Origin of the sequence: uncultured Dokdonia sp. (genome assembly GCF_947492815.1) — a bacterium.
Classification (GTDB): Bacteria; Bacteroidota; Bacteroidia; order Flavobacteriales; family Flavobacteriaceae; genus Dokdonia.
This window is the reverse complement of sequence record NZ_CANLOB010000017.1, coordinates 77,337-93,089: the sequence shown is the minus strand read 5'-3', so window position 1 is coordinate 93,089 and position 15,753 is coordinate 77,337. Positions and strand designations below refer to the sequence as shown.

Annotated in this window: 11 protein-coding genes; 5 read left to right on the top strand and 6 right to left on the bottom strand. The window is 34.7% G+C overall.

Annotated elements, in window-relative coordinates; all coding sequences use genetic code 11:
- Window positions 1-184: 184 nt before the first annotated feature.
- Window positions 185-1,291: an OmpA family protein gene (locus tag Q1A01_RS15325; RefSeq protein WP_299682752.1), complete on the top strand. Its 1,107-nt coding sequence runs from the start codon at window positions 185-187 to the stop codon at window positions 1,289-1,291.
- Between the two features lie 153 nt (window positions 1,292-1,444).
- Here Q1A01_RS15325 and Q1A01_RS15320 read toward each other — a convergent pair whose 3' ends face one another.
- From Q1A01_RS15320 to Q1A01_RS15300, 5 genes are all read right to left on the bottom strand, one after another.
- On the bottom strand, window positions 1,445-2,632 hold the full coding sequence (locus tag Q1A01_RS15320; protein WP_299682749.1) for an aspartate aminotransferase family protein: 1,188 nt from the start codon (window positions 2,630-2,632) through the stop codon (window positions 1,445-1,447).
- 11 nt (window positions 2,633-2,643) lie between these two features.
- Window positions 2,644-4,464 (bottom strand): OstA-like protein, encoded by a 1,821-nt coding sequence (locus tag Q1A01_RS15315; RefSeq protein WP_299682746.1) that lies wholly within the window; start codon window positions 4,462-4,464, stop codon window positions 2,644-2,646.
- A gap of 148 nt (window positions 4,465-4,612) precedes the next feature.
- Entirely contained in the window at window positions 4,613-5,887 is a 1,275-nt protein-coding gene (locus Q1A01_RS15310; protein WP_299682743.1) for an adenylosuccinate synthase, read from the bottom strand.
- A gap of 9 nt (window positions 5,888-5,896) precedes the next feature.
- The gene (locus Q1A01_RS15305) at window positions 5,897-6,349 is read right to left on the bottom strand and encodes a transcriptional repressor (protein ID WP_089371066.1); all 453 of its coding nucleotides are present in this window, start codon (window positions 6,347-6,349) and stop codon (window positions 5,897-5,899) included.
- A gap of 29 nt (window positions 6,350-6,378) precedes the next feature.
- The gene (locus Q1A01_RS15300; protein ID WP_299682794.1) at window positions 6,379-8,583 is read right to left on the bottom strand and encodes a bifunctional (p)ppGpp synthetase/guanosine-3',5'-bis(diphosphate) 3'-pyrophosphohydrolase; all 2,205 of its coding nucleotides are present in this window, start codon (window positions 8,581-8,583) and stop codon (window positions 6,379-6,381) included.
- Between the two features lie 156 nt (window positions 8,584-8,739).
- Between Q1A01_RS15300 and Q1A01_RS15295 the strand changes: the two genes are divergently transcribed.
- Both Q1A01_RS15295 and Q1A01_RS15290 read left to right on the top strand, forming a co-directional pair.
- Window positions 8,740-9,684, top strand: a complete 945-nt coding sequence (locus Q1A01_RS15295; protein ID WP_299682739.1) for a calcium/sodium antiporter — start codon at window positions 8,740-8,742, stop codon at window positions 9,682-9,684.
- Window positions 9,685-9,687: 3 nt separating this feature from the next.
- On the top strand, window positions 9,688-10,113 hold the full coding sequence (locus tag Q1A01_RS15290; RefSeq protein WP_299682736.1) for a hypothetical protein: 426 nt from the start codon (window positions 9,688-9,690) through the stop codon (window positions 10,111-10,113).
- 114 nt (window positions 10,114-10,227) lie between these two features.
- On the opposite strand, the gene Q1A01_RS15285 is transcribed toward Q1A01_RS15290, so the two are convergent.
- Window positions 10,228-11,238 carry a glutamine synthetase beta-grasp domain-containing protein gene (locus tag Q1A01_RS15285; RefSeq protein ID WP_089371064.1) on the bottom strand — a complete coding sequence of 337 codons (1,011 nt, stop codon included), beginning with the start codon at window positions 11,236-11,238 and terminating at the stop codon, window positions 10,228-10,230.
- 199 nt (window positions 11,239-11,437) lie between these two features.
- Between Q1A01_RS15285 and Q1A01_RS15280 the strand changes: the two genes are divergently transcribed.
- Window positions 11,438-13,624: a glutamine synthetase III gene (locus Q1A01_RS15280; RefSeq protein ID WP_299682730.1), complete on the top strand. Its 2,187-nt coding sequence runs from the start codon at window positions 11,438-11,440 to the stop codon at window positions 13,622-13,624.
- A gap of 491 nt (window positions 13,625-14,115) precedes the next feature.
- Complete coding sequence (locus Q1A01_RS15275) at window positions 14,116-15,561, top strand: hypothetical protein (protein ID WP_299682728.1); 1,446 nt, start codon at window positions 14,116-14,118, stop codon at window positions 15,559-15,561.
- Window positions 15,562-15,753: the final 192 nt, after the last annotated feature.

Sequence of the window (15,753 nt, the reverse complement as noted above, 5' to 3'; positions counted from 1 at the left end):
TTAATGATAAATGTAATTGTACTAGTTAAAAGTCATGTAATTTGTGTCGTTTAACGGTTTATTAGTGTATTTCATCTATGTTAATGCTTTCCCAATTTATGTTAAAGGATATGTTAAAACGAATCATATATTTTTGTACTTTTAATATGATTTCCAACACATTAACTTTAAACTATCAATTATTATGAAGAAAATTTTATTATTATGTGCTGCTTTCGGTCTTGTTTTCGCTTCAGCTAACGCTCAAGACTTACCAGCAAATCCAGAACCAGGAAAATGTTACGTGCGTTGTACTACTCCTGATATTTATGAAACGCAAACGGTACAAATTCAGAAGACTCCAGCTTATAAAGTATTAAAAGTTGTACCTGCTCAATACGAAACTCAAACAGAAAGAGTATTAGTAAAAGAAGCTTCTAAGCGTCTTAAAGTAATACCAGCTACATATAAAACAGAAACTGTTTCTTATGTAAAAAGTACTTCTGGATCTTCTTTAAAAATTATTCCAGCTTCTTTTTCTAATGGATCAGAAACTATCGAAACTAAATCTGCATATGCTCAGTGGGAATTAGGTGCTCCAGCTCCTGATTGTGCTTCTAGTAATCCAGATGATTGTCGTTACTGGTGTTATAAAGGATACCCAGCAGAATATCAAACAGTATCTATCCGTACATTAGCTGCAGATGCAGCGGTACAATCTACTCCTGGTGGATCTAGAGATGCTACATACACAAAAAGAGTAGTTGATCAACCAGCTCGTGTAGTAGAAGAAGAAATTCCAGCTGAGTATGCAAATATTACAAAAACAGTACTTACTAAGGACGCTACCACTTCAGAAGAAGTAGTTCCTGCAACATTTACTACAGTATCTAAAGAAGTTCTTACTCAAAAAGGAGGATTAACTACTTGGAGAGAAGTAGAGTGTGCTCTTGTTGAGTATCAGGCGCTTCCAATTAACTGGAATACGAATAGTGCTACATTAACTTCTGCAGCTAAAAATATAATAGACACACGTTTATTACCATTATTAGCTCAAAACCCAGGAGTAAAATTAGAGATTGCTTCTCATACAGATTCTAGAGGTAATGCAACTTCTAACCAAGATCTTTCTGAGCGTCGTGCACAGTCAGTAGCAAACTACTTAATTTCTAAAGGGATTAACAATAGTTTATTAGTTGCTAATGGATTTGGAGAGCGTAGACTTAAAAACAGATGTGCTGACGGAGTTTCTTGTACAGAGCGTGAGCATGCTGCAAACAGAAGAACTGAATTCCGTTTAATAAATAACTAAGATTATATTCTATATAATCGGCCAAATGAAAAGGCGTTTCTTTATTGAAACGCCTTTTTTACGTGTGAAGTTTTAAGGAAGTATTATTTTGTATGTAATGAGATCTTGCTTGGTATGCTTTCGCGAAAGCGTATAAAATAATTGTAGAATTTACTATGATTTAGCATTTACTTGATCTAGTACACGTAGCAAAATGGCACATCCTTCTCGTATTTCGTCTTCAGAAATCGTAAGCGGTGGTGTAATTCGAATAGCTCTTTCTTCAAAAAGCAACCAAAATAAGATAAGACCTTCTTCTTGACATTTTAGAATTACCTGTGTTGTTGTTTCTGCATTAGGAGTTAGTGCTGCAAGCATTAGTCCTTTGCCTCGTATTTCTGTAAGCAATGGATGTACCAATAATTTTCTAAAAAGTTGTTCCTTTTTAAGGGTGTCTTCTATGAGCGTGGTTTCTGTGATTTCTTGCAATGTAGCGAGGGCTGCTGCGGCAATAACTGGATGTCCTCCAAAAGTGGTGATGTGTCCTAACTTAGGGTTGTCTGATAATAATTGCATATGTTCATACGAAGCAGTAAATGCACCAATAGGCATGCCGCCACCCATACCTTTTCCCATTACTAAAATATCAGGAACTACATGGTAATGTTCGAAGCCAAAAAGTTTTCCTGTACGACCAAAACCGGGTTGAATTTCATCAAGAATCAATAGTGCACCTACTTTTTGACAACGTTCTTTTACTTTTCTTAAAAAATCATGTTGAGGTACTATAAAACCAGCACCTCCTTGTATGGTTTCCAGAACAACTGCTGCTGTTTTGGTGGTAATTCGTTCTAAGTATCTCTGGCAATTAAACTTGATAAATGAAACTCCTCCAATAACAGGTTTAAATGGAGCAACACGTTCTTCATGACTCATAAGACTAAGAGCCCCGTATGAGTTCCCATGATATGCGTCTAAAGCAGCAATAATCTCACTACGACCTGTAACTCTTCTGGCTAATTTAATAGCACCATCTATCGCTTCTGTACCACTATTTACTAAATAGGTGCTATTTAAAGAATCTGGTAGTAACGAAGCTAAAAGTTTTGATAATTGTATAGGAGCTTCTTGTGCATATTCTCCATATACCATGACATGAAGATAGGTGTCTAATTGTTTATGAATTGCTTTTTTGACTCTTGGGTGCTGATGTCCTAAACTACAGGCAGAAACCCCTGCGACAAAATCAAGATATGCTTTTCCGTTTTTATGATAAATGTAACTTCCTTCGGCACGATCTACTTCAAAACTTAGTGGATGAGGTGTTGTTTGTGCTTGATATTTTAGAAAATCAGACTTCATATTTATTGGGATTAACCATCTCCTTTTTTCTTCTTTTTCTTTTTAGGATTTAAAATACTAGGTGTATTATCCTCCTTAGAAGTAGCTGTCGCTTTATTTCTATTAATTAAATATTCCCGTTGCCGTCTTGCAATTTCGTCTTCTTTTTCGGTGCCTATTTTGGGCTTATCCTCTTCACGATTGGATAATTCTTTTTCAGACAAATTGGAGGCACTCGGAGTATCTGGGTCTCCGTCTTCTGGTTCTTCAAAGAAATCACTATCTATTACAGGGAGAGGGATTCCTTGTATTTTTGTTAAGGTAAAAGGCGGTTCTCCTTTAAATATATCTTCTTTACTTAAAAGACGTTCATCGCCACGCCATTCAAAATTTTCAAAGGTTTGCTGTTGTTGTATAAATTGTGATTCTGGCCATATATTACCACCAGGGTTCTTATATTTTATAACTTCATCTATCGCTTTGTCTACAAATAGAATAGTAATAGATGCAGATTTACTTTTGTCAATGCCTTGTAGCGCTCCGTTTTCTTCACGCATGTATACAATACTCTCTGCATTGTTAATGATATTTACAGAGTCTAGTTGGTTTTCTTTATTAAAGAAACCATAGAGTTTTTGACCTTTTACTTGATTGTAGCCATCTATAGAATCTTTTTGAATAATAAAAGCATTATCAAACACTTTTAAAGAGTCTAATTTTTCGGTTACAGCATCATTGATAAGGTGTATACTATCTCCTGTTATTTGGTTGGCTTCATTCCATAAAATCGGTCTGCGTATCATTTGGGTAAGCCCTGTCTTTTGATTGATGTGAATGGAGTCACACTTACCACTCATGTCGCTTTTATACATGCGTACATTATAATATCCTCTTACAATTCTATTTTCAGGTTTTCCAGTAATAATAAGTCTATCGCCATGTACATATACAGAATCCCCTTCTTGTTCGGTGATAGCGACCGCACGTTGTGTAATAAATACAGAATCTTTTGCTCTGTAGACTTCGGCATAATGACCTTTGATAAGGCTTTTGTTTAAAGTGTCTTTTACCCTAATATTATTGGTGGCGCTTGCAAAATTTGTGGTTCGGTCAAAATATAAGCTATCTCCAAAAACTTGCCTATTATCATAATCTATCCGAGAGTTTTTGACAAAATACCCATAATCATTTTTGGTGTCATAGAATCCTCGTTCACAATATACTTTTGAGGTTTCACTTGTAATGGTAGTTGGACCGTATAGATAAGCGTGTTCTGTCTCGCTATAAAAATCTAATTGCTCACTATTAATAACATATTCAGGATTGGTTACTTCTACATTGCTGATAAAAGATATTTTGTCTTCTTCGAGATAATAACGTCCTATTCGGCTTGTAATTTTACTGTTGGGAGAGGTAACAACACCTCCTGTACGATAGTAAGACTGCTGTTTATTACGATCAAAATACATGGTGTCTGTAGTAACTACTGTTGTGTCTTTTTTAAGCCATACATCACCTGCGGCAAAGGCAAATTTAGTATCACCATTATACTCGGCATAGCGACTACGCATAGATACAGAGTCTCCTTGTTTTATTTTAACATTACCCAATGCTTTTACAAAGTTTTCTTCTTTGTAATGAAAAGCAAGATCGCACCACATTTCTATACCTTCATGAATGATATATACTTGTTTCTTACTCTTATTCATAATAAAAGCACCAGGATATTTTTCTTCATCTATTCTAGAAACATCTGAGGTAATGTCTATTTCTTTGCGTTCTTCTTGTGTATACGCTTTCGCGAAAGCAAAAACAGAAACAATAACGATAAGTATGTATTTTTTGATATGCATTTGTAGCAAAAATAAACAAATTGGCTTCTGGAAGCGTTAATGTAGTCTCAAAAGGTAGTTAATAAAGTCTCAAAAGCAAGTTCTATATTTATATAAAAAACCCGCAATGTATGATACTTGCGGGTTTTGTGTGATCGTGAATGCTATTTTATCTCATGATTGTTTGTGTACGATCTGGTCCTACAGAAACAATTTTGATAGGTGTTTCTAATTCTTTTTCTAGAAAATCGATATATTCATTAAGTGCTTCAGGTAATTCAGAAGCTTCTGTCATGCCTGTTAAATCTTCTTTCCAACCTTTCATTTCTTTATAAACAACTTCTACATTTTCTGGTTCTATATTATAAGGAAGATGTTCAATAGTTTCTCCTTTATATTTATAGGCAGTACATACTTTTAGGGTGTCAAAACCAGAAAGCACATCTCCTTTCATCATCATTAGTTGTGTTACTCCATTTACTTGTACAGCATATTTAAGCGCAACAAGATCTAACCATCCACAACGACGCGGACGTCCTGTGGTAGCGCCAAACTCATTACCTACACGTCCCATGGTTTCTCCATCATTATCAAATAATTCAGTAGGGAAGGGGCCTGATCCCACGCGTGTAGTGTATGCTTTAAAGATTCCAAATACATCACCTATCCTATTAGGTGCAATCCCTAATCCAGTACATGCACCAGCAGCTGTAGTGTTTGAAGAGGTTACATATGGATACGTTCCAAAATCAATATCTAATAATGATCCTTGAGCACCTTCGGCTAAAATAGTTTTTCCCGATTTTTGAGCTTGGTGTAAATACTCCTCAGAATCAATAAATGTAAGTTTTTTTAATACTTTAATTGCTTCAAAGAACTCTGTTTCTAATTCTTCTAAATCGTATTCTATTTTTGCATCATAGAAATCGATCATAGAAATATGTTTTGTACGTAACGCAGCATACCTATCTTTCCAATCAGCTAATTCTAAATCTCCAACACGTATTCCGTTACGTCCTGTTTTATCCATATACGTAGGACCAATCCCTTTGAGAGTAGATCCTATTTTTGCTTTTCCTTTAGAAGCTTCAGAAGCAGCATCTAAAAGTCTATGTGTAGGAAGAATTAAATGCGCTTTACGTGAAATCAATATTTTTGAAGTGTAATCTAATCCTTCAAACTTATCTAGGTTTTGTAATTCTTTTTGAAAAATTACAGGATCAATAACAACGCCATTTCCTATGATATTCATTGCATTATCATGAAAAATCCCTGAGGGGATAGTATGTAATACATGTTTGATACCATCAAACTCTAAGGTGTGTCCTGCATTTGGACCTCCTTGAAATCTAGCGATGATATCATAATCTTTAGTAAGTACGTCTACAATTTTTCCTTTTCCTTCGTCGCCCCATTGGAGCCCTAGTAGTAAGTCTACTGCCATTCGTATATATTAATTAGAGGTGTTTTTCTTTCCGTAAAAATAAAGAGAGTGTTTGTCTATGGTTATATCAAAAACTTCTTCAATGGTCTTTTTTATAGCTTGTATACGAGGATCACAAAATTCAATGACTTCTCCATTGGATAGAATGACATGATCGTGTTGTTTGTCAAAGTAGGACTTCTCATATTGAGCCTGTGTATTCCCAAATTGATGTTTACGAACTAAACCGCATTCTAATAAAAGTTCTATAGTATTGTACAAGGTTGCACGACTCACACGATAGTTTTTGTTTTTCATGTTGATATAAAGAGACTCTATATCGAAGTGCTCATCGTTATTATAAATTTCCTGTAATATAGCGTAACGCTCAGGTGTTTTACGATGTCCTTTTTCTTCCAAGTATGTTGTAAAAACATTCTTTACAACTTCTTGATCTTTGTTTATTGTAGAATTTACACTCATAGTGCTATTAAAGATGTAAAGTTACGGAATTATAATCTAGTGACTTTGTCAATTCCATTGATTTTTTTAAGATTATCCATTAACTTTTTAAGATGCTCTTTATTTTGAATGATTACAGTGATATTTCCATTAAAAATACCTCCGTTTGTTGTAAAACTTATGCCTTTTATATTCACGTGCATATGATCGGAAATCTCTTTAGTAACTTCATTTACAAGTCCTAAATTATCAATTCCTGTAAGTTTAATGTCTACTTTATGTCCCTGTGCACTTGAGTCTATCCATTTTGCAGGTATTACTCTGTAGGCATATTTACTTCGTAAAGAAATAGCATTAGGACAGTTGTTTTTATGCACTTTTATGCCTTCATTGATAGTTGTAAAACCAAATACAGGGTCTCCAGGTATTGGATTACAGCAATTTGAAAATTTATAATCTAACTTCTGTTCATCTGAACCAAAAACGAGAACGTCATATTTATTGGTAATCTCATCGCGGTCTACATTTTCTATATTGTTTGGTTTTCGGATTTTATTTTTAAAGAAACTCACAAATGCGTTGCTGCGTTGTGCTGCAAATTCTTTGATCATTTTATTATCAATAGTTCCAATACCAACTCTGTAGAAAAGATCTAAACTAGTATTTAATTTAAAATACGATACAAGCTCATTAATTGTCTTTTCGTTAAGCTGTATTTTTTGTGATTTTAGCTTTCGCGAAAGAATTACTTTACCGTCTTCGGCAGTTTCTTTTTTCTCATCTTTTAAAGATGATTTGATTTTAGCTCTTGCTCTTGCTGTTGTTGCGTAATCTAACCAGTTATTTGTAGGCTTTGCTTGCTCTGAAGTAATAATCTCTACCTGATCACCACTTTTTAGTTCTTGACTAAGCGGGACTAATTTTCCATTTACACGAGCACCTCTCGTATGTAATCCTACTTCTGTGTGAACACTGAAAGCAAAATCTAAAGGTGTAGCTCCTTTTGGTAGGGACTTTAAATCTCCTTGAGGAGTAAAGACAAAAATCTCTTTATTATATAAGTTGAGTTTAAAGTTTTCTACAAAATCAACTGCATTCGTATCTGGATTTTCTAATGCTTCTTGCAATCTATTGATCCATTCGTCAAGTCCTTTATCTCCATCATCTCCCTGTTTATATTTAAAATGAGCCGCATATCCTTTTTCTGCAATTTCGTTCATGCGTTCAGAGCGAATCTGAACTTCTACCCATCTTCCTTTCAATCCCATTACTGTAATATGAAGTGCTTCGTAACCAGTAGATTTTGGGGAAGAGATCCAATCTCTTAAACGAGTAGGGTTGGGTCTAAAGTGATCTGTAACAATAGAATATATTTTCCAAGCTAAAAACTTTTCATTAGCCACATCACTCTTATAGATAATGCGTATCGCAAACTTGTCATAAATCTCATCAAAACTGATGCCTTGATTTAGTATTTTACGTCGTATGCTATAAATAGACTTGGGACGCCCTTTAATCTCGTAGTTTAATCCTTCTAAATTAAGGGAGTCTTCAATAACCTTTTTAAAATCTCTAATGTATTTATCTTGCTCTTCTTTACTCTCTTTAATTTTGTCTTTGATATCCTTATAGACTTCTGGCTCTGTATACTTAAGACTTAAATCTTCAAGTTCTGTTTTGATATTGTAAAGTCCCATTCTATGAGCAAGAGGCGCATATATGTATAAGGTTTCACTAGAAATTTTTGCTTGTTTGTCAGGTCGCATGGCATCCATCGTTTGCATATTATGTAAACGATCTGCTATTTTTATAATAATAACACGTGGGTCATCATTAATAGTTAATAGCATTTTTCTGAAATTTTCAGCTTGTAGAGATACATCTCTATCCTTTTTTAAATTGGATATTTTTGTAAGTCCGTCCACAATACGAGCAACTGTTTCTCCAAAAAGCTGCTCAATATCTGCAAGTGTATATTCAGTGTCTTCTACAACATCATGTAGTAGGGCAGATGCAATAGATGTTGCGTCTAGTCCTATTTCACTCGCCACTATTTGTGCTACGGCAAGCGGATGGAATATATACGCTTCTCCAGATTTACGGCGTTGATCTTTATGAGCGTCTACCGCAATATTAAAAGCTTTTCGGATCATTTTCTTATCCTCGGTAGTAAGTGTTTGATAACTTATACGTAATAGCTTTTTATATTGGCGCGTAAGCTCCTTATTTTCTGCTTCTATGTACTCTTGGGTCAGTTCCATATCAATAACTAATGTACTGCTTTATATGTAATAGACAAAGCAAAAAGTATTCCCTTATTAACAATGTCATGCACAAAGTGGTGAAAACATTAATTTTTGATATGTGTGCGACGATTACTATTTATTATCTTCGTCGCAAAGTTCATATAGATGAGTATATTTTATGTCCTAATTGGATTGTTGTTATTGGTAGTAGGGGGTGAGTTTTTGGTGCGTTCTTCTGTGGGGTTATCTTTTAAACTGAACCTTTCTAAGATGGTAATTGGGCTTACAGTGGTTTCTTTTGCGACATCAGCTCCAGAGCTATTAGTAAGTTTACAAGCAGCCTATGATGGCCTTTCAGATATTGCATTAGGTAATGTTATAGGATCTAATATCGCTAATATAGGCTTGGTGTTAGGTCTTACGGCAATTATTTCTTCACTTACTGTAGATCGTGATTTTTACCGTTTCAACTGGCCAGTCATGTTGTTGTTTTCTATAGGGCTTTATTTTCTGTTGAAAAATGATGAACAACTTACACAAATAGAAGGAATAGGATTAGTTACATGTCTTATTATTTATCTTTTTGTATTGATACGAAGAGCACGTAAAAAGAAAGTAATAGATGAAGATGGTGTAGATGACGGACTTGCAAAGAGTTCTTATTTCAAAATTTTTATATGGCTAGCTATTGGAGGAGTTGCCTTGTATTTTGGTTCTGAATGGCTCGTTAAAGGAGCAACAGAACTAGCAAAGGCAGTAGGTGTAAGTGATTATGTAATCTCTGTAACAGTAATAGCTATAGGGACAAGTGTTCCTGAGCTTGCAGCTTCTGTTATTGCTGCACTTAAAAAGGAAAAAGCACTATCACTAGGAAATCTTATAGGTTCTAATATTTTTAATATTGCTTCTGTCTTAGGTCTTACTTCAATTATCAAACCTATTTCAGTGGTAGATGATGCCATTTTATCTACCAATATTTTCTGGATGATTGGTTTTGCAGCTGTTCTTTTGCCTTTAGCGTTTATTCCTAAACGTTTGCAGTTATCTAGATATAAAGGACTAATTCTTTTTGTAGCGTATATTCTATTTGTAGGGTTTACTTTTTTGTAGATATTGAGAAAAAACAAATACATAAAACTGCTAGAGTATTTAGGTATTCCTAATAGATGGAGTCGATTAAACGCTTCCTATGCATTAGAATCCAAAATAGTATCTTTTGAAAAGATTAAAAATTATTATTCTACTAATGTAAATGGGGGTATTCCAGATGCTATTATTCTTGAAATAGCTGAAATTATAGCTAACTATCAATATGATTCTTATCGAAATTTATGGAAAGAATATCCGAAATCTAGAAAACGGTACTCAATATTTGATACGAAAGATCTTAAAAACCCTTTTGTGTACTGGAAAATTATGGATTATTTGAAAGTAGCCTATACTGAATCTTATCAGGAGTATGCATGTGTGATTTTGGGTGTAAATAAAGAGATCTTGCAAAAACAAGAAGTCTATAAAGGTTGGTATGATATAAAGTGATTGCTATTTAGTGTGGTAGGTGATGCTTCTTTTTACGCTTTCGCGAAAGCGTATACATAAAAAACCCTGCTAGATAACTAACAGGGCTTCTCATGAATTAACTATAATAACTAATTAAATTTTTGCACTTTTTACAGTCTTAACGATACGACCTGCAATTTTGTATGGGTCACCGTTAGATGCAGGACGACGATCTTCTAACCATCCTTTCCATCCTTGTTCTACTGTAATGATTGGGATACGAATAGATGCTCCACGATCAGATACTCCATAGCTAAAATCATGAATAGAAGCTGTTTCGTGTAATCCCGTTAAACGTTGATCGTTATAAGCTCCATATACAGCAATATGCTCTGCAGCTACAGGGCGGAATGCTTCACAAATCTTTTCATAAATCTCTTGAGATCCACATGTACGAAGTGTTGTGTTTGAGAAATTGGCATGCATACCAGATCCATTCCAATCTCCTTTTACTGGCTTAGGGTGATATTCTATATACCAACCATATTGTTCAGTAAGACGATCTAGTAAGTAACGAGCTACCCAGATTTCATCACCAGCTTTCTTAGCTCCTTTTGCAAATAATTGGAATTCCCATTGTCCAGAAGCAACCTCTTGGTTGATTCCTTCAAAGTTAAGTCCAGCAGCAATACATAAATCAGCATGCTCTTCTACAAAATCACGCCCGTGTGTATTTCTACCACCTACAGAACAGTAATACATTCCTTGAGGCCCAGGATATCCACCTACAGGAAACCCTAATGGTAACTGTGTAGCAGAATCCATAATGAAATATTCCTGCTCAAATCCAAACCAGAAATCATTGTCATTATCATCAATTTGTGCTCTGTGATTAGACTCATGTGGAGTTCCGTCTGCATTTAAAACCTCAGTCATTACAAGAAACCCATTGTTACGTTGTGGATCAGGGTAAATAGCTACCGGTTTTAATAGACAATCTGATGCTCCACCAGATGCTTGCTTTGTTGATGATCCATCAAAAGACCATATAGGACAATCTTCTAGTTTTCCGCTAAAGTCATTTACAACTTTAGTTTTACTTCTCATGTTTTGAGTTGGTGTGTATCCATCTAACCAGATGTACTCTAATTTAGATTTGCTCATAACGGCGTGTTTTTTTAATTACGATGCAAATATATAATTAATATGTATTGTGTGTAATTTTTTAGGGGCTATTTATTAAAAATTTAAATATAGTTATTAACACCCCCTATTTTTTAGGGGGTAGGTAATAAATAGCTTGTGTTTTTGAAATACTCGTATATTTGTTTTCAATTAATAGTTATTCATATATCATAATATTATGCCTATTCTTAGATTTCAAGCGCTTCAGGATGTACAACATCGCTCTATTCAAGTTCCAAAAGAAGAAAGAATACGTTCTTTGTCATATAATATGAATGTATTTGGAGAGCAGTCTATGCGACAGCATTTACCGCAATCGGCTTTTGAAAATGTGACACATTCTATTAATAAAGGACGCAAGATAGATCGCGTTACTGCCGATGCAGTTGCATCAGGTATGAAAGCTTGGGCATTAGATAAAGGGGCAACTCATTATACACATTGGTTTCAACCACTCACAGGTGCAACCGCCGAAAAGCATGACGCTTTTTTTGAAATTACACCAGAAGGACATGTTATAGAGAAGTTTGACGGGGCACAACTAGTGCAGCAAGAGCCAGATGCTTCTAGTTTCCCTAATGGAGGGATACGTAACACCTTTGAGGCAAGAGGGTATACTGCATGGGATCCTACGTCACCAGCATTTATATATGGTACTACATTATGTATTCCTACAGTGTTTGTAGCATATACAGGGGAGGCGTTAGATTATAAAACACCTTTATTAAAAGCATTGCAAGCTGTAGATGTTGCGGCAACAGATGTAGCACGTTATTTTGATAAAAATGTCAGTAAAGTACATGCTACACTTGGTTGGGAGCAAGAGTTTTTTCTTATTGATAGCGCTTTAGCAGCAGCACGTCCCGATATTGAATTAACAGGAAGAACACTTTTAGGACACGCTTCCGCGAAAGGACAACAGCTTGATGATCACTATTTTGGTTCTATTCCTTCTAGAGTACTAGCATATTTGAAACAATTGGAACAGGAATGTTTGGTTCTTGGAATTCCTATTAAAACAAGACATAATGAGGTAGCTCCTAATCAATTTGAGATAGCACCCATTTTTGAAGAGGCAAATCTAGCGGTAGATCATAATTCACTATTGATGGATGTAATGGAGAAGGTAGCTGAACGTCATTATTTCAAAGTATTGTTTCATGAAAAACCATTTGCAGGTGTTAATGGAAGCGGAAAACATAATAACTGGTCGTTGGCAACAGATACAGGAATTAATCTTTTAAGGCCTGGAACAACTCCAATGAAAAATTTACAATTTCTTACTTTCTTTGTTAACACGATTAAAGCAGTGCATTCTTATGAAGAATTATTAAGGGCTTCTATTGCTAGTGCTGGGAATGACCATCGATTAGGTGCAAATGAAGCACCTCCAGGAATTATCTCTGTTTTTATTGGTTCTCAATTAACACAGGTATTAGATGAACTAGAAAAAGTAACCGATGGTAAATTATCTCCACAAGAAAAAACAGATTTAAAACTTAATGTAATAGGGAAGATACCAGAAATATTATTAGATAACACTGATCGTAATAGAACATCCCCCTTTGCGTTTACAGGTAATAAATTTGAATTTAGAGCTGTAGGGGCTACTGCAAATTGTGCACATCCTATGACTGTTTTGAATGCGATAGTAGCTAGTCAGTTAAAATCATTTAAGAATGAGGTAGATGAACTCATAAATGAATCTTCTATGAAGAAAGACGATGCTATTTTTAATATATTAAGAGAGTATATTAAGGAGAGTAAGAATATTCGATTTGAAGGGGATGGTTATGGAGAGCCTTGGGAAAAGGAAGCTAAAAAAAGAAAGTTAAGTCATCATAAGAATACTCCAGACGCATTAGAAGAGAAAACATCTAAAAGAGCTATTGCCTTATTTGAATCATTAGATATTATGAATGCTGTAGAAATACAAGCGCGTTATGAAATAGAAATAGAAGAGTACATAAAACGAGTACAGATAGAAAGTAGGGTACTAGGGGATGTAGCTCGTAATCATATCATTCCGACAGCATTGCGTTATCAAAACGTACTTATTACCAATGTAAAAGGATTAAAAGATATATATGGGGATGATGTCTATACATCTCTTGCAAAAGAACAAATAAGCATTATTAAAGAAATTTCAGGTCATATAGCATCTTTAAATACTTGTATTACTGAGATGACAGAAGCTCGTAAAAAAGCTAATCAAATGGAATTAGTTCAAAAATCTAAAGCATATTGTGGTAAAGTGCTTCCTTATTTAAAAGAAATTAGACGTCATTGTGACAAGCTAGAGTTACTTGTAGAGGACGAATTATGGCCATTACCTAAATATAGAGAGTTGCTATTTGTTAATTAAGAATTATTTTTCTAAATATTTGACATTCTATATCTTATATTATTTTTTTTCACCTCAAAACAAGTCATTTATTTAATTAAAAAGTTAAATAACTGTACGAAATACGTAGTTATACGTAGGAAATTACTTTCAAGTTTTTTTGCTTAATAAATTCGTTCTATATTTTTTTTTAATGTAAAGCATAGTTTTTATAGGCTTTTAGGTGAAATATGACAAAATTTCTATGTTCATTTGATCGAAAAGTTGTGATTCCTATTTGTATCGTTGTCTTATTTATATAATTTAGCTCTCGTATTTAACAATTCTCCCCCCTCTAAATACATATTTAATATAATTACATTATAGTACCCCATATTATAATTTGTTGCCAAACATTTATATAATATAATAAGCATAGATTTTTCTGTGTGCATTAAATTATGCATGTTTGTTTTTGAAGGTCAGTTGTTAACAATTTTAATTTTTAAAAATTTTAACTACTACTTTTTATTATGAAAAAATTATTGGTAAGCGCAATGGCGTTGACATTTGGTGTCGCAGTATATGCACAAGACACAGGAGCCCAGAAGGCAGTGCAAGTAGCACAGATTCCTGGTGCAGCTACAGGAGCAAACACAGGGGAGTCTATTCAGAATGGAGCAAGCAATGCTGTTCAAGTGCGTCAAGCTGGAACAGAACAGTCTGTTTTAACAACACAAGATGGAACTAGCAACTTAGCTAGATTAATGCAGACAGGAAATGTAAATGGTAACCAAGCATTGAGTGGTCAAGGTAACTGGGCTCAAGTAGATCAAGATGGTTACAATAACGAATCTACAACCGTACAAGAAGGAGATTTCAACAATGCTTACACAAGTCAAAATAATGACGCTGGTGAAGAGTCATTAGGAAACCGCGCTCAGATTATGCAAGGTACTGGTCAACAGGCAGAAATGAATGATGCTGCTATAGAACAGGATGGTCAAGATAACTCAGCATATACTTTACAAACGTACGATAATAGTGATGCTTGGACAGTTCAAAATGGAGTAAGTAATACTTCTGAAATTAGTCAAAATGCTGGTCCAGAAAATAGCGCAGGACACTTTGCTATTGTAAACCAAACAGGAATGAATAATGCATCTCGCGTAAACCAGTCTGGTGCAGATGGAGATCAAGATCGTAACACTGCAATTGCTCGCCAAACAGGTGTTGGAAATGCTGTTGAGCAAATCCAAGTTTCTTCAGGAAGTGCAGGAGGTAATACTGCAGATGTTTTACAAGGTTTTTCTGGAGACGTAACAGTTTATTCAGCTGGACAAGATGATATCTTTGACGCTGTAAATGCATTCGATCCATCTTTAGCTGGTGATGATGACGGAGCTGGTCTTGAAGCGACAAACGCAGTAGCTTTCCAAACACAAACTGGAGGTGAAAACGATGCTGCAATTGTACAGTTTGGAGATGGTAATAATTCTGCTCAGTCTCAAAATGGAGACGGGAACATTGCACAAGCAATTCAAAACTTAACACCAGATGCTGGATTTGGTAATGTATCTACTCAAACACAAGTAGGTAATGATAATGCAGCAACAATCGTTCAAAATGATAGATTACATACTTCTGTACAGTCACAGACTGGTGATGAAAATACGATAGTAGCTTCTCAAAGAGGAACAGCAAACTATTCAGATGTAACTCAAGAAGGAAACGGTAGTTACGGAAGAACATTACAACATGGTAATAATAACATGGCTTTCCTTACGCAAAGAGATGGTCAAAGTTATACAATCCGTCAGAATGAAGGTCAATTTGGTAACAATGGAAATAACCAAGCAGATATTCTTCAAGAAGGACCATTAGGAACTGGAGTTCAAAGAGGATTTTCTGCTTTTAGTGCTTCAGGTGTAACAGCTCCACATTCAGTGAGTTCTTTTACATTAGCACCTATCAACTAATACGTTCAATTATTTAAAAACTATATACATTAGTTTGTTAAATAATTTTCAATATTAAACTATATAATACATATCCCCTTAAGATAGTTTCTAGCTGTCTTAAGGGATTTGTTAGACACTTTATAGTTTTAAAAATAATGTATTTTAAAGATTCTCCCCCGAAATACATTTTGTCTAGTCTATATGCTAGAT